The following is a 23,124-nucleotide window of genomic DNA, read 5'->3' on the forward strand; positions in this document are numbered from 1 at the left end:
CCGCCATGCCGCCAGACGCGGCGCCGATCAAGGGATCACCGCATGGGCCTGAGCGCCGACCAGTTGAAGACCGCCATGGATGCGCTGGCGCAGCGCGAGCCCGCCTTTGCCAAAGCGATGGCGGCGGTGGGCTATCCCGCGCCGCGGATTTCGCCGCGCGGCTATGGCACGCTGCTGCGCACGATCATCGGGCAGCAGGTCAGCACCAAGGCCGCGCAATCGGTGTGGCACAAGCTCGAGGGGATCATCGGCGATCTCGAGGACCCCGCCAACGTGACGCGCGCGAGCGACGAGCAATTGCGCGAGGCCGGGCTGTCGCGGCAGAAAGCCGGCTATGCGCGCAGCCTCTCGGCATTGGTGGCGAGCGGCGAACTCAATTTGGCCAATTTGCCCGCCGACGACGAGGAAGCGATCGCCAAGCTCGTCGCGGTCAAGGGGATCGGGCGCTGGTCGGCGGAAATCTATCTGCTGTTCGCCGAGGGGCGGCTCGACATCTGGCCGGCGGGCGACCTCGCGGTGCAGATCGAGATCGGGCGGATCCTCGGCCACGAGGCGCGGCCGAGCGAGAAGCTGGTGCGCGAACTCGCCGAACCGTGGCGCCCGCACCGCGGCGCGGCCGCGATCTTCGCGTGGTATCACTACCAGAGCAACATGAAGGTGATTTGATGGCCAAAGCAGACCGCCTCGCCCGGATGGACGAGCGCCGATTGGAGACCGAGGCAGACTATCACGCACTGCTGCTGAGCGCGTTGCAGCAGACCGCCGCCGGGCAGCTGAAGCTGTTCGGGCACGGTAAGGACAAGGCCCAGATCGCCAAGGCGGCGCCGATCGTCGCCGAGCTGACCGAGCTCGGCGAGACGATCGACCAGCTGCGCGACCAGTTGCAGATCGAGCCCTTCGCGCTGCACGCGCGCTTCCTTGCCTCGCGCGGCGCGGTCAGCGCACATGCGGTCGGCGAACCGAAACAGGCGCAGGCCTGGCTGGATCAATGGACGGAGACTCCCGCATGAGCGGCAAATGGAAATTGGGGATCATCGGCGGCTCGGGGCTGTATGCGATCGATGCATTGCAGAATCCCGAATGGCGCCGCGTCGACACGCCGTGGGGCGAACCGTCCGACGAATTGCTGTTCGGCTCGATCGGCGACGTCGAGCTGGTCTTCCTGCCGCGCCACGGGCGCGGACACCGGATCAGCCCGTCCGAGCTCAACTTCCGCGCCAATATCGACGCGCTGAAGCGCAGCGGCTGCACCGACCTGATCGCGATCTCGTCGATCGGGTCGCTGCGCGAGGAATTGCCGCCGGGGCATTTCGTGGTGGTCGACCAGTTCATCGACCGCACCGTCGCGCGGACGTCGAGCTTCTTCGGCACGGGAATGGTCGCGCACGTCTCGATGGCCGAGCCGGTCTGCCCGCGCCTGTCGGCCTTCGCCGCGGAAGCCGTGCATGCCGCGGGCGGGACGGTCGCCAAGGGCGCGACTTATCTGGCGATGGAGGGGCCGCAATTCTCGAGCCGCGCGGAGAGCCTGCTGTACCGGCAATGGGGCGCCGACGTGATCGGGATGACTGCGATGCCAGAGGCCAAGCTCGCGCGCGAAGCGGAGCTGCCCTACGCGCTGATCGGGATGGTCACCGATTATGATTGCTGGCGCGAGGAAGCCGCCTTCGTCGAGGTGCATGAAGTGATCAAGCAGATGGGCGCGAACGGCGCGATCGCGCGCAAGACGATCGCCGCTTTGGTCGCCGCGCTGCCGGCCGAGCGGACCGCGTCGCCGCTCGACACCGTGCTCGATTACGCGCTGATCACCGCTCCCGAGGCGCGCGATCCAGCGGTGCTGGCGATGCTGGACGCCGTGGCCGGGCGGGTGCTCTGAGCTTCTAAGCCCCTCCCCTTCAGGGGAGGGGTTGGGGTGGGGAAGTAACGGACGCCGCGCTCTGCGAGGCATCCCCCACCCCCATCCCCTCCCCTGAAGGGGAGGGGCGCCATCAAATTGAGACGACCCGCTCGGCCTCTTCGAGATGCAGCCGCTCGACCATCTCGCCGTCAACCCGGATCGCGCCTTTGTCGGCATTCTCCGGCAGCGCGAACGCCGCGATCACCGCTTGTGCCCACGCCACCCGCGCGGCCGACGGCGCAAAGGCGCGGTTGGCGGGCGCGATCTGCGCGGGGTGGATCAGCGTCTTGCCGTCGAAGCCGAACGCCGCGCCCTGCGCGCATTCCGCCGCGAGCTCGGGCGAATCGGCCAGCACGTTCGAAACACCGTCGAGCGCGATCAGCCCATGCGCGCGCGCCGCGGTGACGATCGCAGTCAGGTGCGGCAGCAACGGCAGCCGGTCCGCACCCGGCGTGCAGCGCATCTCCTTGGCAAGATCGTTGGTCCCCGCGACCAGACCCGCCAGCCCAGGCGCCGCGACGATCGCCGGCAGCGCGAGCATCGCCGCGCACGTCTCGATCATCGCCCACAGCGGTACGTCGCCCAACAGCGCACGCGCCAGCGCGAGATTGGCCGGCGCCGAAACCTTGGGCAGCAGGACCGCGTCGAAGCCGGCATCGGCCGCCGCATGGCAATCCGCCGCGCCCCACGCAGTATCGAGCCCGTTGACGCGCAGCACCAGCAGCCGGTCGCCAAAGCCACCCTCCGCCGCGACGACGATCGCCTGCTCGCGCGCCTCGGCCTTCCTCTCGGGGGCGACCGAATCCTCGAGATCGAGGATCACCGCATCGCAGTCGAGCCCGCGCGCCTTGACGATCGCGCGCAGGTTCGACGCGGGCATGAACAGAGCGCTGCGGATCGCGCTCACGGCGCGGGCGTCACCGGATCGCGCCGCACCGGCACCGGCGCATCTTCCCAGCCGCCGCCGAGCGCCTTGAACAGGCTGATCTGCGCATCGGTGACCGCCGCATCGGATTGCGCAAGCGCGGCCCGTGCGCTGGCGCGATCGCGCTCTGCCTCGATCAACAGCAGGAAGCTGTCCGCCCCATAATCGAAGCGCAATTGCGACAGCTTGGCCGCACCGCTGCTCGACGCCTCGGCACGGCGCAGCGCGGTGTTGCGATCGAGCGCGCCGGCATAGCGTGCGAGCGCCTGCTCGACCTCCTGCAGCGCAGTCAACACGGCGCGGTCGAAGCTCGCGAGGCTGCCATCGGCGCCGGCCCGCGCCTGGCGGATCCGCGCGCGCGCGATCGTCTGGTTGGGGAAGCTCCACGAGATGAGCGGGCCGGCCGAATAGGTCACCGCGCTGCTCTTGAACAACTGGCTGCCGCGCTGGGCGTTGAGGCCGATCGAGCCGAGCAACTGGATCTTGGGATAGAGATCGGCGGTCGCGATGCCGATCCGCGCGGTATCGGCAGCGAGCGTGCGCTCGGCCGCACGCACGTCGGGGCGGCGCGCGATCAGCGCGGCACCGTCGCCGACCGGCAGCACCGCAGCGATCCGCGGCGGCGCCTTGCAGGCATCGGCGGCGGCGTCGACCTGCTCGGGCGGCAGTCCGGTCAGCACGGCGAGCGCATAGAGCGACGCGCGGCGTTCGGCCTCGAAGCCGGGGATCGTCGCCTGCGTCTGCGCGAGCAGCACGTCAGCGCGCTGCACGTCGCGGCGCGTGCCGCGGCCGGCATCGAACAGCGTATTGGTCAGCGCGAAGGTGCGTTGCTGTAGCTGGACGGTCTCGAGCGCGACCGCCCGCTGCGAGGCATTGCCGCACGCGCTGGCATAGGCGCGCGCGGTCTCGGCGGCGACCGAGACGCGCGCCGCATCGAGCTGCGCCTGCGCCGCCTGCACGTCGCCGCGCGCCGCCTCGATCGCGCGCGTGATGCCGCCGAACAGGTCGATCTCGTACGAGGCGTCGAAGCCGAGCTTGAAGCTGTTGTACTGGAAGGTCTGCGGCGTAGCAGCAGCGCCGGTGCCCGTCCCCGTCCCCGTCCCCGTCCCCGTGCCGGCGCCGGCGCCGACACCCGCGCCGCCGAGCCCCGCGCTGGCGAGATTGGCCTGCCCGCGCGTATATTGCGCATTCGGCCCCGTCGTCGGCAGCCGCGCGCCGCGCTGTTCGTCGAGCACGGCACGCGCACGCGCGAGGTTGGCCGCGGCGACGCGGATGTCGCTATTGTGCGCGAGCGCGTCGCTGACCAGCCGATCGACGACCGGATCGTTGTAGAGCCGCCACCAATGGTCGGGCAGCGGGGTCAGCGCGACCGCCGCGCTCTTGCCGCCCTCGACGAAGCCGCCGCCGGTCGCCGCGACGGGGGTCGTCGGCGGGGTATAGTTCGGGCCGACGACGCAGCCCGAGAGCGCCAGCGCCGGCAACACGGTCACGATATGCTTCATGCCGGCGTCTCCTCGGGCGGCGGAAGGCGCTTGGGCGCCGTTTCCTTCCGGCGCGGCATCTTCGCCGCGACCCAATCGCCGAAGGTCCGGCTGATGACATAGAAAGCCGGCGTGAACAGCAGGCCGAAGGTCGTCACGCCGATCATTCCGAAGAACACAGCGACGCCGAGCGCCTGGCGCATCTCGGCGCCCGGCCCGGTGCCGATCACCAGCGGCAGCACGCCGAGGATGAAGGCGATCGAGGTCATCACGATCGGGCGCAGGCGCTGCTCGGCGGCGTGGATCGCGGCCTCATGCATCTCCATCCCGGCATCCTCGTTCTGGCGCGCGAACTCGACGATCAGGATCGCATTCTTCGCGGCAAGGCCGATCAGCACGACGAGGCCGATCTGCGTCAGGATGTTGTTGTCGCCGCCGAAGATGTTCACCCCGACGATCGCGGCGAGCAGGCACATCGGCACGATCAGGATCACCGCGAGCGGCAGCACGAGGCTCTCGTAATTCGCCGCGAGCAGCAGGAAGACGAACAGCACGGCGAGCCCGAACACCAGCACCGCGGTGTTGCCCGCCTGCTGCTGCTGGAAGGCGAGCTCGGTCCACTCGAACGCCATCCCCTTGGGCAGCGTCTCGCCCGCCAGCCGCGCCATCGTCTGGAGCGACTGGCCCGACGAGTAGCCGAGCGCGGTGTCGCCCTGCAGTTCGGCCGAGGGATAGAGGTTGTAGCGCACGACGCGATACGGCCCGCTGTCGTTCTTGAGCGTCATCACCGAATCGAGCGGCACCATGTTGCCCGCCGCCGAGCGCGTCTTGAGGTGCCCGACGTCCGACGTCTGGTCGCGATACGGCGCGTCGGCCTGCGCCGTCACGCGGAAGGTGCGGCCGAGATAGTTGAAGTCGTTGACGTAGGTCCCGCCGAGATAGGTGCCGAGCGTCGAGAAGACGTTCGCCACCGGCACGCCGAGCTGTTCGGCGCGCTCGCGGTCGACGTCGGCCGACAGCCGCGGGGTGCGCGTGTTGAAGGTGGTGAAGGTGCTGATCAGCCCTGGCGTCTGGTTCGCCTTCATCATCATCGCGAAGGCCGCGCCCTCGAGCGCCTTGTAGCCGAGGTTCGAGCGGTCCTCGATCAGCATCTTGAAGCCGCCGCCCGTGCCGATCCCGCGCACCGGCGGGGGCGGCACGACGAGCAGATTGCCGCCGTGGATCGCACTGAACGCGCCGCGCATCTCGTTGGCGATCTCGTTGGCGTTCTTGCGATCGCCGAACGCCTTCAACGGAATGAACATCGCGCCGGCATTCGGCGCGGTCGAGAAGGTCGCGCCGTCGAGCCCGGCGAAGGCGACCGTGGTCAGCGTCGCCGGATTCTTGAGCGCGATCGCATTGGCCTGGGCCATCACCTCCGATGTGCGCTGGAGCGACGAGCCCGGCGGCAGCTGGATCACCGCGATCAGATAGCCTTGGTCCTGCGCCGGGATGAAGCCCGACGGCGTGGCATAGAGCCGCCAGCCGGCCAGCCCGATCAGGCAGGCATAGACGATCCCGACCAGCGCCAGCGCGCGCACTGCGCGTGCGGTGAACCTGCCGAAGCGCTGGCTGATCTTCTCGAACCCGCGGTTGAAGCCGCGCGCGAACCTGGTCGGCCAGCCGAGCACGCCGGCGCGCGGCTCGGCATCGTGCTTGGGCTTGAGCAGCAGCGCGGCGAGCGCGGGCGACAGCGTCAGCGAGACGAACGCCGAGATCACTGCCGCCGACACGATCGTCAGCGCGAACTGCTGGTAGAATTGCCCCGAAATGCCGGGAATGAAGCTGGTCGGGATGAACACCCCGCACAGCACCAGCGAGATCGCGATCAGCGCGCCGGACACTTCGTCCATCGTCTCGTGCGCCGCTTCGCGCGGGCTGAGGCCTTTTTCCTCCATTAACCGCTCGATATTCTCGACCACGACGATCGCGTCGTCGACGACGATGCCGACCGCGAGGATCAGCCCGAACAGCGAGAGGTTGTTGAGGCTGAAGCCGAACGCCGCGAGCATCGCCAGCGACCCAACGAGCGAAACCGGCACCGCGATCAGCGGCACGATCGTCGCGCGCCAGCTCTGCAGGAACAGCAGCACGACCAGCGCCACCAGCACGATCGCCTCGACCAGCGTGTGATACACCGCCTCGATCGACGCCTGGATATATTCGGTCGGGTTGTACGGGATCTGATATTGCATCCCCGGCGGGAAGCTTTTCGAGGCCTCGGCGATCACCGACTTGACCGCGTCGGCGGTGGTCAGCGCGTTCGATCCGGGCAGCTGGGTGATCGCGAGACCGATCATCGGCTTGCCGCCGAGCACCGCGTTGATCCCGTAATCCTGCGCGCCGAGCTCGACCCGCGCGACGTCGCGCAGACGCGTCAGCCGCCCCTGGTCATCGCGCTTGACGATGATCTGGCCGAATTCCTCGGGGCTGCTGAGTCGTCCCTTGGTCTGGATGCCGAGCTGGAAGGCGGTGCCGCCCTGGTTGAACGGCGGCTGCCCGACCGATCCGACCGCGACCTGCGCGTTCTGCGCGCGGATCGCGGCGACGATCTCGTCGGTCGTCAGGTTGCGCGACGCGGCGAGATCGGGGTTGATCCACACGCGCATATTGTAGTCGCGGCCACCGAACGCGCGCACGCCGCCGACGCCGGGGATTCGCGCCATCCGGTCGATCAGCTGCGTCGTCGCATAGTTGGAGACATATTGCTGCGACAGCGACCCGTCGGGCGAGGTCAGCGCGATCACCATCAGGATGTCGGGCGAATTCTTGGCGACCGTCACGCCGACGCGGCGGACGTCGTCGGGCAGACGCGGCTCGGCGGTCGAGACGCGGTTCTGCACCAGCACCTGCGCCTGGTCGACGTTGACGCCCTGCTTGAAGGTCACCGTGATCGACAAGGCGCCATCGCCGGTCGACGAGGAGGACATGTAGATCATGTTCTCGACGCCGTTGATCGATTCCTCGAGCGGCGCGGCAACCGTTTCGGCGAGCGTCTCGGCATTGGCGCCGGGATAGGTCGCGGTCACGACGACGGTCGGCGGCGCGATCTCGGGATATTGTGCGACCGGGAGCCCCGGATAGGCGACGACCCCGAACACGACGATCAGGATCGACAGGACCGCCGCGAAGATCGGGCGCTCGATGAAGAAATGGGGGAACTTCACGCGCCGTTACTTCGCCGTCGCATCGGATGCGGGCGGCGCGGAATCGGGTTGCGTGGCAGGCGCGGTGTTGGCCGCGCGCGGCTTCATCACGCTCATCACCGCCTTGACCGGCATTCCCGGCTGGAGCGTGGTGATGCCTTCCACCACGACATGCTCGGTCTTGGCGAGCCCCGACTTGATGACGCGCAGGCCCTCGACCTGCGGACCGGTCTCGACCGGGCGCTGGATCGCCTTGCCGTCCTTGCCGACGACATAGACGAGCTTGCGCGTCTGATCGGTGATCACCGCCTCGTCGGGCACCAGCAGCGCGGCATAGGTGCCCGAACCGAGCAGCCGCGCTCGGCCGAACAGGCCGGGGGTGAGGAAGCCGTCGGGGTTGGCGATCACCGCATGCGCGCGGATCGTGCCCGAATTGGGGTCGACCGCATTGTCGACGAATTCCATCCGCCCGTGCCAGCGATAGCCGCTTTCGTCGGCCAGCTGGACGTCGACGGGATTGGGCGTGTTGCGCGACGAGCCACGCTCGCCGGTCTTCGCCTGGCGCAGATATTTGAGGTAGAAGCTTTCGGCGCCGTCGAACGAGAACCAGATCGGGTCGGTCGACACGACGCGCGTCAGGATCGTCGTCGCCTCGGTCGCGTAATTGCCCTTGCTCACGCGGCGGTCCGACACGACGCCGGTGATCGGCGAGCGCACCGTGGTGAAGCCGAGGTTGAGTTGCGCCGCCGCGACATTGGCATTGGCCGCGCCGAGATCGGCCTGCGCGCTGCGCACCGTCGCCAGCTTGGTCTCATATTCTTCCTTGCTGATCGCCTCGGCGGCCAGCAACTTGTCGGCCCGCGCCAGCTCGGACCGCGCATTGGTCAGCGCGGCCTGCGCCTTGGCGGTCTGCGCGCGGGCCTGGGCGAGTGTGGCCTGGTAGGGCCGCGGATCGATCGTGAACAAGGCCTGCCCGGTGCGCACGCGCTGGCCGTTGGCGAACAGCACCGATTCAATCGTGCCCGAGACGCGCGGGCGCAGCTCGACATCCTGGATCGCCTCGAAACGCCCGACATATTCGTCCCAGTCGACGACGTTGCGCTGGAGCGGCGCGGCGACGGTGACCTGTGGCGGTGGGGGCGCGGGCGGAGCGCTTTTGGAGCACCCTGCAAGGACGAGCAGAGCACCACCCATCAGGATCGAGCGCATCGGGCTCGGAAGCATCGTCATCGGCGTCAGTCCCCACGAACTGCGTGGCTTTACGCCAACTCCGTCGCAGCGACCCTGCTCGCCACGACTGGTCTGCACAGTGTTGCCGACAAAATGCGATCGCTCATGCTGCATTGCAAGAGGGTCTGCGAAAAACGCTGCGCCGCGGCGTCTAGCGCGGGACCACCGCCCCGCCCTTCATCACCCAGCCGACCTTTTGCACCGCCGCGATCTCGCGCGTCGGATCACCGCGCACGGCAATGAGATCGGCGAGCAGGCCGACCTTGATCGCGCCGCGATCGGCAAGGTGGAAATAGCCGGCATTGCCCGAGGTGGCGGCGATCACCACCTGCGCGACCGGCATGCCGGCCCCCACCATCAGGACCATCTCGCGCGCATTGTCGCCATGCGCGAAGACGCCGACATCGCCGCCCATGCAGATCGGCACGCCGGCGGCCCGCGCCAGCGCAAAGGCGGTGCGGCTCTGCGCCACGGCCTCGGGGACCGGCGCACTCCCGCTCCAGCCGCGATAACGCGCGACCGCATCCGACGCGGCGAGCGTCGGGCACAAGGCGATATGGCGCGCCGCCATCGTGCGGAAGATCTCGGCGGTGCCGCCGTAGCCATGCTCGATCGTGTCGACGCCTGCAGCGATCGCACGGCGCATCCCCTCGGGCGTCGCGGTGTGGACCGCGACCGTGCGCCCGGCATCGTGCGCCGCCTCCACCGCGGCCTTCATCTCCGCCGCCGAAAAGGTCGGGCGGCTCGGCTCCCCCGGCCCCCAGCGATAGTCGCCATAGAGCTTCACCACGTCGGCCCCCGCCGCGATCTGCGCGCGGACGACGCGGACGAGGTCGTCGCTGCCGCTCGCTTCCTCGGCGCCCTGCGGGATGGCGAGTCCGGGCTCGAACCCCTTGGGGCCATAAGCGCCCTTCGCAACGATCGCGCGCGTCGCGACGATCAGCCGCGGACCGGGCACGATCCCGCTCGCGATCGCCTGGCGCAGGCCGACATCGGCATAGCCCGCCCCCTCCGTGCCGAGATCGCGCTCGGTGGTGAAGCCCGCGAGCAGCGTCGCTTTCGCCTGCACCACCGCGCGCGCGGTGCGCAGCGCGAGCGGCTCGTGGAGTACCTGGTCGTCCCAGCTCGTCTCGTCATAGGGATGGAGAAAGAGGTGGCCATGCCCCTCGATCATCCCCGGCATCAGCGTTTCGCCGGGCAGGTCGATCGTTTCGGCGCCTGCGGGCACGGCCAGATCAGGCCCGACCGCGACGATACGATCGCCGCGCACCAGCACCTGCCAGCCGGGATGCGCGACCGGATCGACGCCGTCGAACACCGCCGCCGGGCGCAGCACCGTGGTGCGAACCGGTGCGGGCGTCGGCGCGGCGGCGACGAGCGCGAGCAGCAAAAGGGCAGTCACGGATTTCATCGCGGCGTCTCCATGGGCGATTGTCGCCACCGACGATGCCCGATAGCTTCCGCTGCATGGATAGACTGACCCGCTCCCCGCGCAACCTGCTCGCTCTGTCCGCCGTGCTGCTGATCGCAGCCGCGCCGGTGCCCGCCCCCGTGGCCGACGAGACCGCCCGCTGGCGCGCCACAGCGGCGCGCGTCACGATCACGCGCGATACGTGGGGGATCGCGCATGTCGTCGGCAAGAGCGATGCCGACGCGGTGTTCGGCGCAATCTATGCGCAGGCCGAGGATGATTTCAGCCGGATCGAGGCGAACTATCTGACCGCGCTCGGCCGCACCGCCGAGGCGCAGGGCGAAGCGGCGCTTTGGGCCGATCTGCGCCAGCGGCTGTTCGTCGACCCGGCGGTGCTCCAGGCGCAGTATCGCAAGAGCCCCGTCTACCTTCAGAAACTGATGACGGCGTGGGCCGACGGGCTGAACTACTATCTTGCGCGCCACCCCGGCGTGCATCCCAAGGTGCTCACGCGGTTCGAGCCGTGGATGGCGCTGTCCTTTACCGAGGGTAGCATCGGCGGCGACATCGAGCGGATCTCGCTGCCCGATCTCGCCGCATTCTACGGCGGCAAGAGCGTCGTCGTCGCAAGCGAGGATGCAGGGCCGCTCCCGCGCGAGCCGCGCGGATCGAACGGCATCGCGATCGCGCCCAAGAACACCGTCGACGGCCACGCGCTGCTGCTGATCAACCCGCACACCAGCTTCTATTTCCGCGCCGAACTGCAGATGACGAGCGGCGAAGGGCTCAACGCTTATGGCGCCTCCACCTGGGGACAGTTCTTCATCTATCAGGGCTTCAACGCGCAGGCCGGGTGGATGCACACCTCGTCGGGCGTCGACAATGTCGACAGCTTTGCCGAGGATATCAGCCGGCCGCGCGGCATTCCCTCGTATCGCTACGGTCGCACGATCCGCCCACTCACGCCGTCGCGCGTGACGCTGTCCTATCGCCAGCCCGACGGCACTATGGCGACGCGCGGCTTCACCACCTATGCCTCGCCGCACGGACCGATCATCGCCGAGCGCGGCGGCAAGTGGATCGCGCAGAGCCTGATGTGGAAGCCCGTCCCCGCGCTCGAGCAGAGCTGGCTGCGCACCAAGGCGCACGATCTGGCGAGCTACATGCAGGTCGCCGAACGCAAGGCCAATTCTTCGAACGACACGCTGTTCGCCGATACCAAGGGCGAGATCGCCTATCTCCACCCGCAATTCGTGCCGGTCCGCGACGATCGCTTCGATTATGCGCAGACCGTCGACGGCGCCGATCCGGCGACCGACTGGAAGGGGTTGCACAGCGTCGCGTCGCTGCCCAACGCGATCAACCCCGGGGTCGGCTGGGCACGCAACACCAATGATTCGCCATGGGGCGCCGCCGGGCCCGACAGCCCGCGGGCGAAGGACTATCCGCGCTACATGGACACGTTCGGCGAGAATCAGCGCGGCGTGCATGCCGACCTGCTGCTGAAGGGACGCCATGATTTCACGCCCGAGCGGCTGATTGCCGCCGCCTATGACAGCTACATGCCCGCCTTCGCGACGCTGATCCCGCCCTTGCTCAAGGCGTATGACGCGCTGCCGGCGGGCGACCCGCGCCGCGGAAAACTGGCCGGGCCGGTCGGCGTGCTGCGCGGCTGGGACTATCGCTGGGGCGCCGATTCGGTCGGCACGACGCTCGGCGTACTGTGGGCCGGGCGGATGTGGCGCGACGTCGGCAGCTTCGTCCAGGCCGAGCAGATCAACGTCCCGCGCTACATCGCGACCAGCGTGACCGACACCCGCAAGCTCGAGGCGCTCGGCGAGGCGGCCGACCAGCTGGTGCGCGACTTTGGCGACTGGCGGATCGGCTGGGGCACGATCAACCGCTTCCAGCGGCTCGACGATTCGATCGAGCCGCATTTCGATGACGCCGCCCCGAGCATCCCCGTGCCCTTCGCCTCGGCGCAATGGGGCAGCCTCGCCTCGTTCGGCGTGCGGCCGTATCCGGGCACCAGGAAGCTCTACGGATCGAGCGGCAACAGCTTCGTCGCGGTGGTCGAATTCGGCCCGCGGCTGCGCGCCTGGGCGGTGACTGCGGGCGGCGAGAGCGGCAATCCGACCTCGCCGCATTTTACCGACCAGGCCGAACGCTATGCGGCGGGCGCGCTACGCCCGGTCTATTTCTATCCCGAAGACGTCGCGGCACATGCGCTCGGCCGCTACCATCCGGGCGAGATCATGCCGATCGCGCATCACTGAGCCCCGCGTGGTCACCAGCCGACCGACATCCCCAGCCGCACGTTTCGCGGCCGCAGCGGCGTGGTCTGCTCGCGCGAGGCGAGGATCGTCGGATTGCCGAGCGCGAAGCGGTTGGCGCTGGCATTGGCGAGATTGTCGCCGCTGAGCGTCACGTCGACATTGCGCCAATGCCAGCCGAGCTGCGCATCGAGCATGCCATATTTGCCCTGGCTGACGTCGAGAAAGTCGCCCGTGCCGAGCACCGAACGCCCGACATAGCGCCCCGACGCGCCGACGCTGAAGGTCGACGAGCGCCCATGCGTCCAGCGATAGCTCAACCCGGCATTGCCCAAGAATGCCGGGGTTTCGGGCAGCCGCCGATTGGCCTTGACCGACGATTGCGCGAGCGGGCCATCGACGACGTTGTAGGTGTAGAGAAAGGCGAAGGTGGCGTGGAGCCCGCGCAGCGGGACATAGTCGCCCGACGCCTCGATCCCCGCGATATCGGCATTGCCGATATTGGCGGTGTAGGGCTGTCCGCGGCGCGTGTAGAGATCCGCCTGGATGTCGCGCCAGCGTGCGTAGGAGCCCGCCACCGTGAGCTCGAGCCCGGTCGTGCCGATGCGCTGCTTGCGCAGACCGAGCTCGCCGACGACGATCGAGTCCGATCCGAAATCCTGCACGCGGCCGATCCCGGCGGCGACGGCGAGGCCGCCGGTGCGATAGCCCGACTGCAACCGCGCGAACACCGCCACGCGCGGCGCCACCAGCCACGACAGCGCCAGCGTCGGATCGATCCGGCGTGTCGCGCGGCCCTTGACGAAGCTGTTGCTGCGCGGCGTGACCGACGGCTCGCCGTCGGTCCGCGCGGCGGTGAGGCGCGCGCCGGCGGTCAGCGAGAGCGCCGACGAGGCCGGCCAGGTCGCCTCGCCGAAGCCCGACACGCTGTCGGTGCGATTGCTGACGCCGATGATCGCGCGCGGTTGATTGGGCATGCCGAGCGTGCGCGCCTGGACGTCGGTGTTGCGCAGCACCGCGAGCCCGACGAGCCAGCTGATCCGCCCCGGCACCGCGCGCGACAGGCGCGTTTCCTGGACGAACAGTTTGTCGACCTGCTCGGTGGTGTAGACCGTCGGCATCGTCACGCCGATCGCGCGCGACGCGTCGAACGTATCGGCGGTGCGCAGATCGACATAGCCGGTCGCCGACAAAAGGTTGAGCCCGCTGTCCCACGTCTTGCGGACGACGCCGCGCAGCAGCTTGATGTGGCTGCTGTACGGCTGCGCGAGCGTCGATCCGCGTTCGAGCCGGCTGAAGATCGTCTCGGCATATTGCGCATCGGCGGCGTCGATCTGCTGGCCGAGCGCGCCGAGCTCGACGCTCCAGCCATCGCCGGGATCGATCGACAGCGTCGCCCGCCCGCCGAGCGTATCGGTGCGGTTGACGTTGGCGAGCTTGCGCATGCGATCGTCAATATAGCCGCCGTCGCGGTCGCGATAGGCGACGACCCGCAGCCCGACCCTGTCGCGCAGCACGGGCACGTTGACCATCCCCGCCAGATCGAACCCCGCCGCGCTGCCCTGCGTCGCGGTCAGCCCGCCACTGAGCGACGCGGCGGTGCCGACGAGATCGACCGAATTCGGCGTGAGGTGGATGATCCCGCCGATCGCGCCCGATCCGTAGAGCGTGCCTTGCGGCCCCTCGAGCACTTCGACGCTCTTCATGTCGTAGAGATTGAGGCTCGGTTCGGGACCGGCAAAGCCCAGCGGCACCTCGTCGAAATAGAGACTCGCGGTCGATTGCGTCGGGCCATTGAAGCTGCTGTCGGCGATGCCGCGGATGAAGATCTTGTTGCGGCCCGCGCCGAGCTCGGTGTTCTGCAACACCGGCGTCGCGCGGGCGACGTCGTCCATGTCGACCGATCCGGTCGCGAGCGCCCCCGGCGCGAAGCCACCGACCAGCAACGCGCTGCCGGGGAAGCGCAGCAGCGTCGAGCCCTGCTTGCTGGCGGTGACGACGATGTCGTCCTGCTCGGCGTCGGGCGCGACGCGATGGCGGGGCACGTGCCGCCGCGGCGCGGCGTCGACCGCGCGAACGATGCGGAAGCTGCGCGCATCGACCGCAATCGCGCGATAGCCGGTGCCGTCGAGCAGCCGGCGGAGCGCGTCGCGCGGCGTCATCGCCCCGCGGACGCCGCCGGTGCGGACGCGCGACAGACCCGGCTCGGTGCTGATGATGTCGAAGCCGCTCTGCGCGGCGAGCGCGGTCAGCGCGTGGTCGAGCGTCTGCGCGCCGATCGCGATCGGTGCAGATTCGGCCCGGGCGATGCCGGGTAGCGTGGCGAAGAAGATGAAGGCAGCGGCCGCAATCGTGCGGAATCGATCATCGGGGCGAGATAGACCACCGCTCGCCATCGTAATGCCACTCAGCCCCAACCAAAGCCGCAAGATGCGGAACATCCTGCGCCGCCGTCCCCGAAAGGCGAACCATGCCGGTAAAGGGCTGCTGCGACAAGCGGGAGTCGATCGAAAGCATGACGCCGTCGATCCGCATCACTGCGGTGGCGACCCGGCCGAACGGCTCGCCCGAAGAGGTCAGCGTGCGGTTGCGCCACGCGCCGACCTTGGCAATGTCGATCTTGCCCACCGCGAGGCTGCCGAGATCCTCGCGCACGACCACCGAACCGCCGGCGCGCAGCGTGACCGCCTCGCGTTTCGGCTGGAACAATACCTCTCCTTCGGCAACCTGCACGTCGAGCCGCGGGCCGTCACGCGCGACATTGAACACCGTCCCGACATCCTGCACGACCAGCGCGCCCGAGTGGACGGTGAACGGATCTTGCGCATCGTGGCGGACGTGGAAGGTCGCCTCCCCCGTCTCGAGCGTCGCGATGCGGGCATTGCCATGATCGAGCAGCAGCCGCGTCGCGCCATTGAGCTCGATCCGCGTGCCGTCGGCAAAGGCGATGTCGCGACGCTGGCCGGGCTTCGTCTCGACCGCATAGGGGTCGCTGCGCGCGCCGCCGATCGGCGTGACGATCAAGGTCAGGCTCGCCGCCGCGGCCACCGCAACCCCAGCGCCGGCCCACGCCCAGACACGGCGACGACGCGCCGGCACGACGAGCTGGTCCACCACGGTTTCGATTTCGGGCACCGCATCCGCCGGATAGAGATCAGCGCGCTCGCCCAGCAGCGCCAGATCGAGCGCGACCGCGTCGAACGCGCGCGCATGCGCGGGGTCGGCCTCGAGCCACGCGACGAAAGCGTGCCAGTCGGCATCGCCCATATCGGCCTGGCGCAAATGCCAGTCGATGGCGCGATCCACGATGTGCGCTTCCTCAGCGGCCACGATGCGATTCCCCTTCGATCGATAGACGATGCGGGTCGTCCGAATCCGCCTCGCTCGCGATCTTATACGATTGCAGCTCCTTGATCGCGCGCCGCAGGAGCTTCTCGACGCCGCTCAGCGTCATCCCCAGGCGTTCGGCAATCTCCTTCTGCGGCAGGTCCTCGAGCCGGTACATCCGCAGCGCCGCGCTCGCCCGCGCCGGCATCGCGGCGAGCGCCGCCTCGAGCCGGGCGAGCCGCTCGCGCGCCAGCAACGCCTGCTCGATCGTCGGCTGCTCGTCGGCCGCGGGCTGGACCTCGAGCCAGGCGGTGTCGCGCGCACCGGCGCGCGTCGCGGCAATCCGCCGGTCCGACGCCTGGTTGGAGGCCATGCGATAGAGATAGGCGGCGGGTTGCGCGACCGGTTGCGCGCCGGCCTGCTGGTCGAGCTTGAGCCACATGTCCTGCAGCGCATCCTCCGCATCGGCGCGATTGCCGAGACGCGCCGTCAGCAGCCGCAACAGCATCGGCTGCTCGGCCAGGAAGACAGCCTTGAGTCCGCTATCTGTCACGGAATCGGAAAAAAGCGCCGCATGCCAGACACTAGAGCGTCGAAAACGCCCCGCCGCAAGGCCAATGGCACCGGCGGCGTCGCAGAAGGAGACAGTCGGCTCACGCCGCCTGCGATACTGCCATCGCGCAGTCCGGCGCTGCCTGGACCTGCCGTTCGCGGATCCGGTCGCTGGTCAGGCGTCGTGCGGCGAGGCGGCGCGCGAGATAGGTGTAGAAGAACCAGTCGCGGGCCGGACCAGGGGTGGCATGGTACAAAAGCCGCTCGGAAAGCGTCCAGCGGATCGAGTCCCGGTCGCGCTCGCGCGGCGACGGGGCGCACCATAGCGCGCCGCCATAGGCGAGCGGGCCGAGCTTCGCCATGCGGTGCATGATCTCATGATCCTCGAGCACATAGCCCCAGCGCAGCGCATCGAACTGCCCCGCGCGCCGCAGCGCTTCGGTGCGGAATACCTGCCCTGCCCCGCCGGTATGGCATTGCCCGGGCAGCAACAGCGCAGCGCGCGCCATCCGCTTGGCAGCGCCGGCATGCGCTGCGGCATCGGCGTCGGGGGCAACGAAATAGGCGCCACCGGCAACCGCCCCGTTGCGCGCGAGCAAGGCGCCCGCCTGGCGCAGATAATCGCGCGGATACAGCGTATCGGCATCGCACGTCGCGACGAGATGCGTGCGCGTGCGCTTGACCCCGGCACGCAGCGCATTGACCTTGCCCGGACGGTTCTCGACGAGCAGCGTGAAGGTGAGGCCGAGCCGCGCGCAGATCGTCGCGGCAACCGCGCCACTGCCGTCGGTCGAGCCATTGTCGATCAGGATCAGATCGAACGGCATGTCCTGCGCAGCCAGGCTGGCGAGCGTGCCGTCGAGGAAGTCGCGCTCGTTGAAGAACGGCACCAGCACGGTCCACAGCGGGGGGCTGGCGGCACGCGAACGCTTCCACGGCGACACCCAATGGGGATCATATTGCGATTCGAGCAACATACGCGTTTCCTAAGGTGATCCAGCCGGATCCTATGGTTTGAAAGGTCGAGGAGAGAGCGCGGATCGCCACGAGGGCCCGCGTTCAGTTCACAAAGTGCACACGGCCCCCCAGCCATCGGCACACGCAGACGACACGCGCGAAACAGGGGTTAACACCCGTAAAGTAGGTCGCGGTCGGCTTCGGCAAACGAGATCTCCTCGTTAACGAAACGATACCGACGGCCGAAAACCGGACGGGAAATCTTTTGTTACGGAACTTTTTTTCGCACCGCGCGTGCGCTCAGCGCGGTAGCGCCCGATCACGTCGCAAATAGACGATCGCGCGATAGTGATTGCGCGGCACGCTGAACACCGCGCGATAGTCGCGCGCCAGCGCCGCGGCGACTGCGGCGTGGCTCTGGACGTTCCACTCGGCAAGCGGGCGGCTGGCGGTGACGATCACCGGCGGACGGCGCGCGAGAATGCGGCGGACCTCGGCCGCCTCGTCGATCCCGGTCGCGCCCTGCTCGGGCGCATAGGCCAGCGTCGAGGGGAAGGCATAGGCGGTCGGGATGCAGGCGTGCGCGAGCTGATAGACGATCGCGTCGCCGATGAAGACATAGGGGCATTCGCGCCCGCTATTGGCCTGCACCACTCTGGCGAGCGCGCGCACGCCGGGCGCGTCGTCGGGGCGGATCGTGGCTTCGACCGCGAAGACCGTCAGGCCCGCCGCGACGATCGCCAGCGCGAGCCGCCGATGGCGCCCGAACGTGACCGCCGCGAGGGTCAGCAACGGCGGCAACAGCGGCAGCGCATAATGGTCGAAATAGACGCCGAGCAGGAGGAACGGCACCAGCGCCGCCGCCAGCCACGCCGCCGCCAGCCGCAATTCGGCGCGCGCCCAGCCGCGGCGGATCGCGACACCGGCGCACAGCGCAAGCAACAGCAGCTGCGCACTGATCCCAGCGAGCCGGCGCAGCGTCAGGTCGATCGGGTAGCTATAGTGGCCCCGCGCGACGATCGAGGCAAAATTGTCGTACCAGAAGGCAGCAAAGGCCGGCCGGCCGAGCTGCCAGTAGAAGGCCAGAGCGGCGAGCGTCGGCGCCAGCCCGAGCGCAAGCCACAGCGCGCCGGCTCCGAGCACCCCGCCCCATTTCGGACCGGCGCGGCGCAGATAATAAAGATGCGCCACCCCGAACAAAGCGCCCTCGACCGCGGGCGTATATTTGGTCTGGATCGCCAGCCCGGCGAGGAAACAGGCCGCCGCCCCGCCACGTACGATCGCGCCGATCTGCCCGCGCCGCGCGAGTTCGGGCAGGCGCAGCATCAGCACAGCGCCGAGCGCGACGAACAGGTTGAAGAAGACCGGCGCCTGCCCCGCGCGTCCGCTGAGCAAGGGCAGCCAGACGAGATAGGCCGCCCCCGCGATCAGCGCGCCCGCCGGGCTGGCCCCGATCGCCCGCGCAGCTCGGCCGATCGTCCAGGCGGTCAGCACCGCGAAGAGCAAGGCGACCAGCTGATAGGCCAGGATCGCGCCGACCGGCAGCATTTGCGTCGCCGCATAGAGCAGGAACAGCCCGATCGGCTTGCGGTCCCACAGGTCGATATAGGGCAGCGCGCCGTGCCACATCCGCGCGCCGACCAGCACATAATATTGCTCGTCGGTATGGATGATCGGGTTGCCGAAATCGGGCGCGCGCAATGCCAGCGCGAGCAGCAGCAGGACCAGCATCGGCCCGGCTGCGCGCACCCCCTGTGGAATCGTCAAAGGTCGCCGGGTCCGAAGCCGAGCAACGCGAGCAACGCCGCCCGCGCGCTGCGGCACTGCTGCCACAATGCGGGATCGCCGAGATCGGCCGGCGCGATCCGTTCGGGCCAGTGGCGGTCTACCAGCGCCTCGATCTGATCGCAGCGTGCGGGATCGAGCAGGAAGCGCGGATCGATCGCCGCGTGCGCCGCATCATCGACCGCGACGCGCAGCCGCAGGCAGGCCGGACCGCCGCCGTTGCGCATCGATTCGCGCAGGTTGAGGATCTCGACCGAGCGGATCGGGCCATTGCCGGCGATGAGCTCCTGCAGCCACGCCCACACCTCGGGCTGTGCGCGACATTCGCCCGGCACGATCAGCGCCATCCCGCCATCCGGCAGCGTCACCAGTTGCGAGTTGAACAGATAGGAGGCGATCGCCGCTTCGAGCGAGACACGTGCGGCGGGGACTTCGACGATGATCGCCTCGGGCAGGCGCTCGCGGATGAAGGCGTAGACCACCTTCGGATCCTCGAACGCCTGTTCGTGCGTGAACAGCACCGTCTCGTTGGCGACCGCGACCACGTCATTGTGGAAGGCGCCCGCGGCGATCGCGGCGGCGCTCTGCTCGACCAGCAGCAGGTCGGCCGGATCGATGCCGTGGCGCCGCGCGATCGCCGCGCTGGCGAGCTTGTTCTGCCGCGCCGGGAATCCCGTGTCGCGCCGCACGCCATAGACGAACAGTTCGATCCCGCGTGCGCCGTGCGTCGGCGCGAGCCGCATGAAATTGGCGGCGCCCTCGTCGCCGAGCGCGGCCGGCAGCGCATCGTGGACGACGAAATGCTGCGTGTCGCCAAAGGCGAGACGCAGCTGCCGCGCGGTCTGCGGCGCCTCGAGGCTGCGGTGGAGCATCGTCGAGAGATTGGCGACCGAGAGGTGGCAGCGCCCGTCGCCGGTGTCGGGCGCGGGCGAGACGGTCGCAGCGTTGGCGGTCCACATCGCCGACGCAGCGGCGACGTTGCGCAACAGGTCGGGCGTCTCGCGCCACGCCGCGGCGAGCACCGCATCGTCGTCGCCGGCAAAGCCCAGCGTACGCAACCACGTTGCATCGGGCCGGTCGTGCGGCAGCAGCAGCCCCTGCGGCAGGCCGAGCGCCAGCATGTGGCGCATCTTGGCGATCCCCTGCAGCGCCGCCGCGCGCGGCGACGACACCGCCCCGGCATTGCTCGCCGAGGCGATGTTGCCGAACGACAGCCCGGCATAATTGTGGCTCGGCCCTACCAGCCCGTCGAAATTGATCTCCCGCATGGCGCAAGCGCTACCGCACTCGTGCCCGCGAATCCACCGTATGCTAGAAGCTGACTTTTGCGCGCACCCCGATCGTGCGCGGCCGCGCGACGGTGTCGCGGCTTCCGGCCTGATAGACCTGATAATAAGTCGCCCGCGCGATATTGGTGACCTTGACGCCGTTCGCCAGATTGTTGCCGTACAGCCCGAACTCGAGCTGGCCGATGTCGTAGGTGACCGCCGCACTGAGATTGTGCGTCTCGGGGATCACCGCATAGGTCGAGTTCGCGCCGTTGCGGGTCAGCACGCCGCCGACGATCGTCGTCGAGAAGGCGTTGAAGGTGGTCGTCTGCTGCGACTGATATTGGTAGCTCGCCTGCAGATGCACGCTGCCACGCCCGAGCGACCGGTCGTAGAAGGCCGACGCCGTCGCGGTCCATTCGGGATAATACGGCGTTCGATCGCCGTCGAACGCCCCGACCGTCGGAATGTCGCCGTTCGCCTTCGAGCTGTTATACGATCCGCTGCCGACCAGCGTCAGCTCAGGCGTGGCCTTGATCGTCGTCTCGAGCTCGACGCCCTTGCTGGTGATCTTCCCCTTGTTCGATGTGAAGAAATAGGAGCAGTCGAGCCGCAGCCGCGTCTGCACGTCGCGCCAGTCGATATAATAAGCGCTGGCATTGAGCGTGACGCGCCCATCGGCGAACTTGGCCTTTTCGCCGATCGTGTAGTTCCACAATTTGTCGGGGCCGAAGGTCAGCGGCGCCGCGCTGAAGCCGTAACCGGCGAGCTGGCGCGTGCACTGTTCGGCGACCGAGCCGCCGGTCGCGGGATAGCTCGTCGCGAGCGGCACGGGCTGGTTGCCGCCGCCGTAGCGGAAGCCCTTCGCCACCTCGCCATAGACCATCACGGCGTCACTCACCTTGAACGAGACGTTGCCGCGCGGGTTGACGCCGTTCGACTTCAGCGTCGCATTGGTCGTCAGCGGCACGCCGTTGAGCGCACCATAGGTGCCGCCCTCGAACAGATAATAGCGTTCCTTGAAGTTGAAGTAGCGCAAGCCCGCGGTCAGATCGAGCCGCGGCGTGACGTGCCACGTGCCGTCGGCGTAGACCGCGAACTGATGCTCGTTGACGTCCTGCAGCCCCGAAAAGATGTCGTTCGACTGGAACGCGCCGTCGACGAGCTTCGAATCATATTTGCCGGTCGGCGTCGCATAGCTGCCGAGGCTGAGATAGGAGAGCGTGTCGAAGCCGGCAACTGGGATGTCCTGCCGCAGATGGCGGTCCTGCTGCTCGTAGAACGCGCCGACCGTCCAGCTGACCGCGCCACCGCTCTTCGAGACGAGCCGCAGCTCGCCCATATAATCCTTGAGCTTCTGGTCGATCTGATAGAGCTCGGCCGGGATCGAGCGCGCGAGCGCATCGCTATACGCCGTCGGCGATGCGTAGACGGGGTAAGCGGTCTTGCTCGGCGTGCCGGCGCCTTCGAAGAAATAGCCGATCTGCGGCTCGACGCTGGCGTCGAAGCCGATTGCGCGATCGGTATAGGCCGCGGTCGCCACCAGATTGGCAAAGCCGACATCCTGCGTCGCGCCGAGCTGATACAGCCGGAAGCGGTCGTCAGTGCCTTCGGGGCCGTTGGTCAGCACGGTGTAGGGCTTGAGGCCGCTGAACACGGTGTTGAGGCCGTTGGCGATGCTGCGCTCATAGGTAACGCTGCCGTCGACCGTCAGATCGGGCGTCGGCGTCCAGCGTAGCGCGACGCGCCCCTGATAGGTGCGGTTGCTGTTGGCGTTGGCGGTGTTGCGCAGCCCGATATTGTCGATGAAGCCGCCGTCGCGCCCGACATAGAAGTTCGCGCGCACAGCGAGCGTGTCCGAGACGAGCGGCAGGTTGAGCATGCCGCGCAGATTGTAGCTCGCGGCGCCATGGTCGGTCGTCGCGACGCCGGCCTCGGCGGTGCCGAACGCCTTGGTCAGATTGGGCTTGGCGGTGACGAAGCGGATCGTGCCCGCCATCGAGCCCGCGCCGAACAAGGTGCCCTGCGGCCCGCGCAGGATTTCCACCCGGTCGAGATCGTAGACCTTGAGATCGGGGGTCTGGCCCTGCACCGAGATCGGCGTGTCGTCGAGATACACCGCGACGAGCGAGCGGTCGGACGTGTCCGACGTGGCATAGGCCCCGGTCGACAGGCCGCGCATGTTGAACTTGTTGAAGCCGGGCGCGCCTTCGGTGATCGACAGCGAGGGCGTGTAGCGCGACAGATCGGACAGATTGCCCTGCCCCGCCTTGGTCGCCTGATCGATGTTCACGACCGAGACCGCCATCGCCACCTTCTGCAGCGATTGCGCGCCCGAGCGGTTGGCGGTGACGACGATGTCGGCCGGCGGCGCATCGGGCGCCGCCGTCTCGGGCGGTGCCGGCTGGGCGGCGGGCGGAGCGGCGTCCGCCGCGCGCGGTGCCGCCGCCTGTGCAGCAGCCGGCGCGAGGAGCGCGAGGCCGGCGCTCGACGCCAGCAGGATCGCCAGCGATCGCGCACGGTGCTGCAATCGGACGATGTGATGAAGTGCCATGTGCCTATTCCCCTTGTCGCAGGCGTCCCGTCGCACCGCCTGGCAGCGCCGGGCTGCGTGGCCCGTTGCTTGCCGAGGGTGAGACCTGCCGCAGACCGACGCGTCCACCGCGAGCGGCGGCCACGTCGCAATCCGGCGGATCGGACATCTCGGAGCGCGCCATGGCCGATCGAAAGCCATGCTGGCAAGGGCCGCAAGCGACCACGGCGGGCGAGCAGCACCCCGGGGCAAAGCGAAACCCGCGCTACACGGACGACGCAGCAACCCACGTCTCATTTGTAC

Annotated in this window: 16 protein-coding genes; 4 read left to right on the top strand and 12 right to left on the bottom strand. The window is 68.7% G+C overall.

The window, feature by feature from the left end:
• Nucleotides 1-42 precede the first annotated feature (42 nt).
• Genes U1872_RS08170 through U1872_RS08180 form a run of 3 tightly spaced genes read left to right on the top strand, consistent with a single transcriptional unit; the run spans nucleotide 43 to nucleotide 1,873 of the window.
• Nucleotides 43-666 carry a DNA-3-methyladenine glycosylase family protein gene (locus U1872_RS08170; protein ID WP_332792387.1) on the top strand — a complete coding sequence of 208 codons (624 nt, stop codon included), beginning with the start codon at nucleotides 43-45 and terminating at the stop codon, nucleotides 664-666.
• Nucleotides 666-1,010, top strand: a complete 345-nt coding sequence (locus U1872_RS08175) for a hypothetical protein (protein ID WP_332792388.1) — start codon at nucleotides 666-668, stop codon at nucleotides 1,008-1,010. Before U1872_RS08170 ends, U1872_RS08175 begins: the two co-directional genes overlap by 1 nt.
• Entirely contained in the window at nucleotides 1,007-1,873 is an 867-nt protein-coding gene (locus tag U1872_RS08180) for an S-methyl-5'-thioadenosine phosphorylase (RefSeq protein WP_332792389.1), read from the top strand. The genes U1872_RS08175 and U1872_RS08180 overlap by 4 nt, the downstream gene beginning before the upstream one ends.
• A 112-nt stretch (nucleotides 1,874-1,985) precedes the next feature.
• On the opposite strand, the gene U1872_RS08185 is transcribed toward U1872_RS08180, so the two are convergent.
• The 5 genes from U1872_RS08185 to U1872_RS08205 all read right to left on the bottom strand — a co-directional run bounded on the left by U1872_RS08185 (nucleotide 1,986) and on the right by U1872_RS08205 (nucleotide 10,126).
• On the bottom strand, nucleotides 1,986-2,801 hold the full coding sequence (locus U1872_RS08185; protein WP_332792390.1) for an HpcH/HpaI aldolase/citrate lyase family protein: 816 nt from the start codon (nucleotides 2,799-2,801) through the stop codon (nucleotides 1,986-1,988).
• The gene (locus U1872_RS08190; RefSeq protein ID WP_332792391.1) at nucleotides 2,798-4,321 is read right to left on the bottom strand and encodes an efflux transporter outer membrane subunit; all 1,524 of its coding nucleotides are present in this window, start codon (nucleotides 4,319-4,321) and stop codon (nucleotides 2,798-2,800) included. The genes U1872_RS08185 and U1872_RS08190 overlap by 4 nt, the downstream gene beginning before the upstream one ends.
• Nucleotides 4,318-7,506 carry an efflux RND transporter permease subunit gene (locus U1872_RS08195; RefSeq protein ID WP_332792392.1) on the bottom strand — a complete coding sequence of 1,063 codons (3,189 nt, stop codon included), beginning with the start codon at nucleotides 7,504-7,506 and terminating at the stop codon, nucleotides 4,318-4,320. The genes U1872_RS08190 and U1872_RS08195 overlap by 4 nt, the downstream gene beginning before the upstream one ends.
• 6 nt (nucleotides 7,507-7,512) lie before the next feature.
• A complete protein-coding gene (locus U1872_RS08200; RefSeq protein ID WP_332792393.1) occupies nucleotides 7,513-8,715 on the bottom strand; it encodes an efflux RND transporter periplasmic adaptor subunit in 1,203 nt (400 codons plus the stop codon).
• Nucleotides 8,716-8,866: 151 nt separating this feature from the next.
• Nucleotides 8,867-10,126 carry a metal-dependent hydrolase family protein gene (locus tag U1872_RS08205; RefSeq protein WP_332792394.1) on the bottom strand — a complete coding sequence of 420 codons (1,260 nt, stop codon included), beginning with the start codon at nucleotides 10,124-10,126 and terminating at the stop codon, nucleotides 8,867-8,869.
• Nucleotides 10,127-10,182: 56 nt separating this feature from the next.
• Here U1872_RS08205 and U1872_RS08210 point away from each other — a divergent pair, with 56 nt between their 5' ends.
• Complete coding sequence (locus U1872_RS08210; RefSeq protein ID WP_332792395.1) at nucleotides 10,183-12,402, top strand: penicillin acylase family protein; 2,220 nt, start codon at nucleotides 10,183-10,185, stop codon at nucleotides 12,400-12,402.
• An 11-nt stretch (nucleotides 12,403-12,413) separates the two neighbouring features.
• Here U1872_RS08210 and U1872_RS08215 read toward each other — a convergent pair whose 3' ends face one another.
• From U1872_RS08215 to U1872_RS08245, 7 genes are all read right to left on the bottom strand, one after another.
• Complete coding sequence (locus U1872_RS08215; RefSeq protein WP_443025363.1) at nucleotides 12,414-14,795, bottom strand: TonB-dependent receptor; 2,382 nt, start codon at nucleotides 14,793-14,795, stop codon at nucleotides 12,414-12,416.
• The gene (locus U1872_RS08220) at nucleotides 14,764-15,705 is read right to left on the bottom strand and encodes a FecR family protein (RefSeq protein ID WP_332792397.1); all 942 of its coding nucleotides are present in this window, start codon (nucleotides 15,703-15,705) and stop codon (nucleotides 14,764-14,766) included. Before U1872_RS08220 ends, U1872_RS08215 begins: the two co-directional genes overlap by 32 nt.
• 13 nt (nucleotides 15,706-15,718) lie before the next feature.
• Complete coding sequence (locus U1872_RS08225) at nucleotides 15,719-16,279, bottom strand: RNA polymerase sigma factor (protein ID WP_332792398.1); 561 nt, start codon at nucleotides 16,277-16,279, stop codon at nucleotides 15,719-15,721.
• 100 nt (nucleotides 16,280-16,379) lie between these two features.
• Complete coding sequence (locus tag U1872_RS08230) at nucleotides 16,380-17,255, bottom strand: glycosyltransferase family 2 protein (RefSeq protein ID WP_332792399.1); 876 nt, start codon at nucleotides 17,253-17,255, stop codon at nucleotides 16,380-16,382.
• 280 nt (nucleotides 17,256-17,535) lie between these two features.
• On the bottom strand, nucleotides 17,536-19,002 hold the full coding sequence (locus tag U1872_RS08235; RefSeq protein WP_332792400.1) for a hypothetical protein: 1,467 nt from the start codon (nucleotides 19,000-19,002) through the stop codon (nucleotides 17,536-17,538).
• Nucleotides 18,999-20,288, bottom strand: a complete 1,290-nt coding sequence (locus U1872_RS08240; RefSeq protein WP_332792401.1) for an N-succinylarginine dihydrolase — start codon at nucleotides 20,286-20,288, stop codon at nucleotides 18,999-19,001. Before U1872_RS08240 ends, U1872_RS08235 begins: the two co-directional genes overlap by 4 nt.
• Nucleotides 20,289-20,331: 43 nt before the next feature.
• On the bottom strand, nucleotides 20,332-22,842 hold the full coding sequence (locus tag U1872_RS08245) for a TonB-dependent receptor (RefSeq protein ID WP_332792402.1): 2,511 nt from the start codon (nucleotides 22,840-22,842) through the stop codon (nucleotides 20,332-20,334).
• Nucleotides 22,843-23,124 lie beyond the last annotated feature (282 nt).

The sequence above is a fragment of the Parasphingomonas frigoris genome (assembly GCF_036663815.1).
GTDB lineage: Bacteria > Pseudomonadota > Alphaproteobacteria > Sphingomonadales > Sphingomonadaceae > Sphingomonas.

Coding starts and splice junctions, on each gene's coding strand:
- U1872_RS08170 (WP_332792387.1), top strand. CDS start 43: ATGGGCCTGAGCGCCGACCAGTTGAAGACCGCCATGGATGCGCTGGCG.
- U1872_RS08175 (WP_332792388.1), top strand. CDS start 666: ATGGCCAAAGCAGACCGCCTCGCCCGGATGGACGAGCGCCGATTGGAG.
- U1872_RS08180 (WP_332792389.1), top strand. CDS start 1,007: ATGAGCGGCAAATGGAAATTGGGGATCATCGGCGGCTCGGGGCTGTAT.
- U1872_RS08190 (WP_332792391.1), bottom strand. CDS start 4,321: ATGAAGCATATCGTGACCGTGTTGCCGGCGCTGGCGCTCTCGGGCTGC.
- U1872_RS08200 (WP_332792393.1), bottom strand. CDS start 8,715: ATGACGATGCTTCCGAGCCCGATGCGCTCGATCCTGATGGGTGGTGCT.
- U1872_RS08205 (WP_332792394.1), bottom strand. CDS start 10,126: ATGAAATCCGTGACTGCCCTTTTGCTGCTCGCGCTCGTCGCCGCCGCG.
- U1872_RS08210 (WP_332792395.1), top strand. CDS start 10,183: ATGGATAGACTGACCCGCTCCCCGCGCAACCTGCTCGCTCTGTCCGCC.
- U1872_RS08215 (WP_443025363.1), bottom strand. CDS start 14,795: ATGGCGAGCGGTGGTCTATCTCGCCCCGATGATCGATTCCGCACGATT.
- U1872_RS08230 (WP_332792399.1), bottom strand. CDS start 17,255: ATGTTGCTCGAATCGCAATATGATCCCCATTGGGTGTCGCCGTGGAAG.
- U1872_RS08240 (WP_332792401.1), bottom strand. CDS start 20,288: ATGCGGGAGATCAATTTCGACGGGCTGGTAGGGCCGAGCCACAATTAT.
- U1872_RS08245 (WP_332792402.1), bottom strand. CDS start 22,842: ATGGCACTTCATCACATCGTCCGATTGCAGCACCGTGCGCGATCGCTG.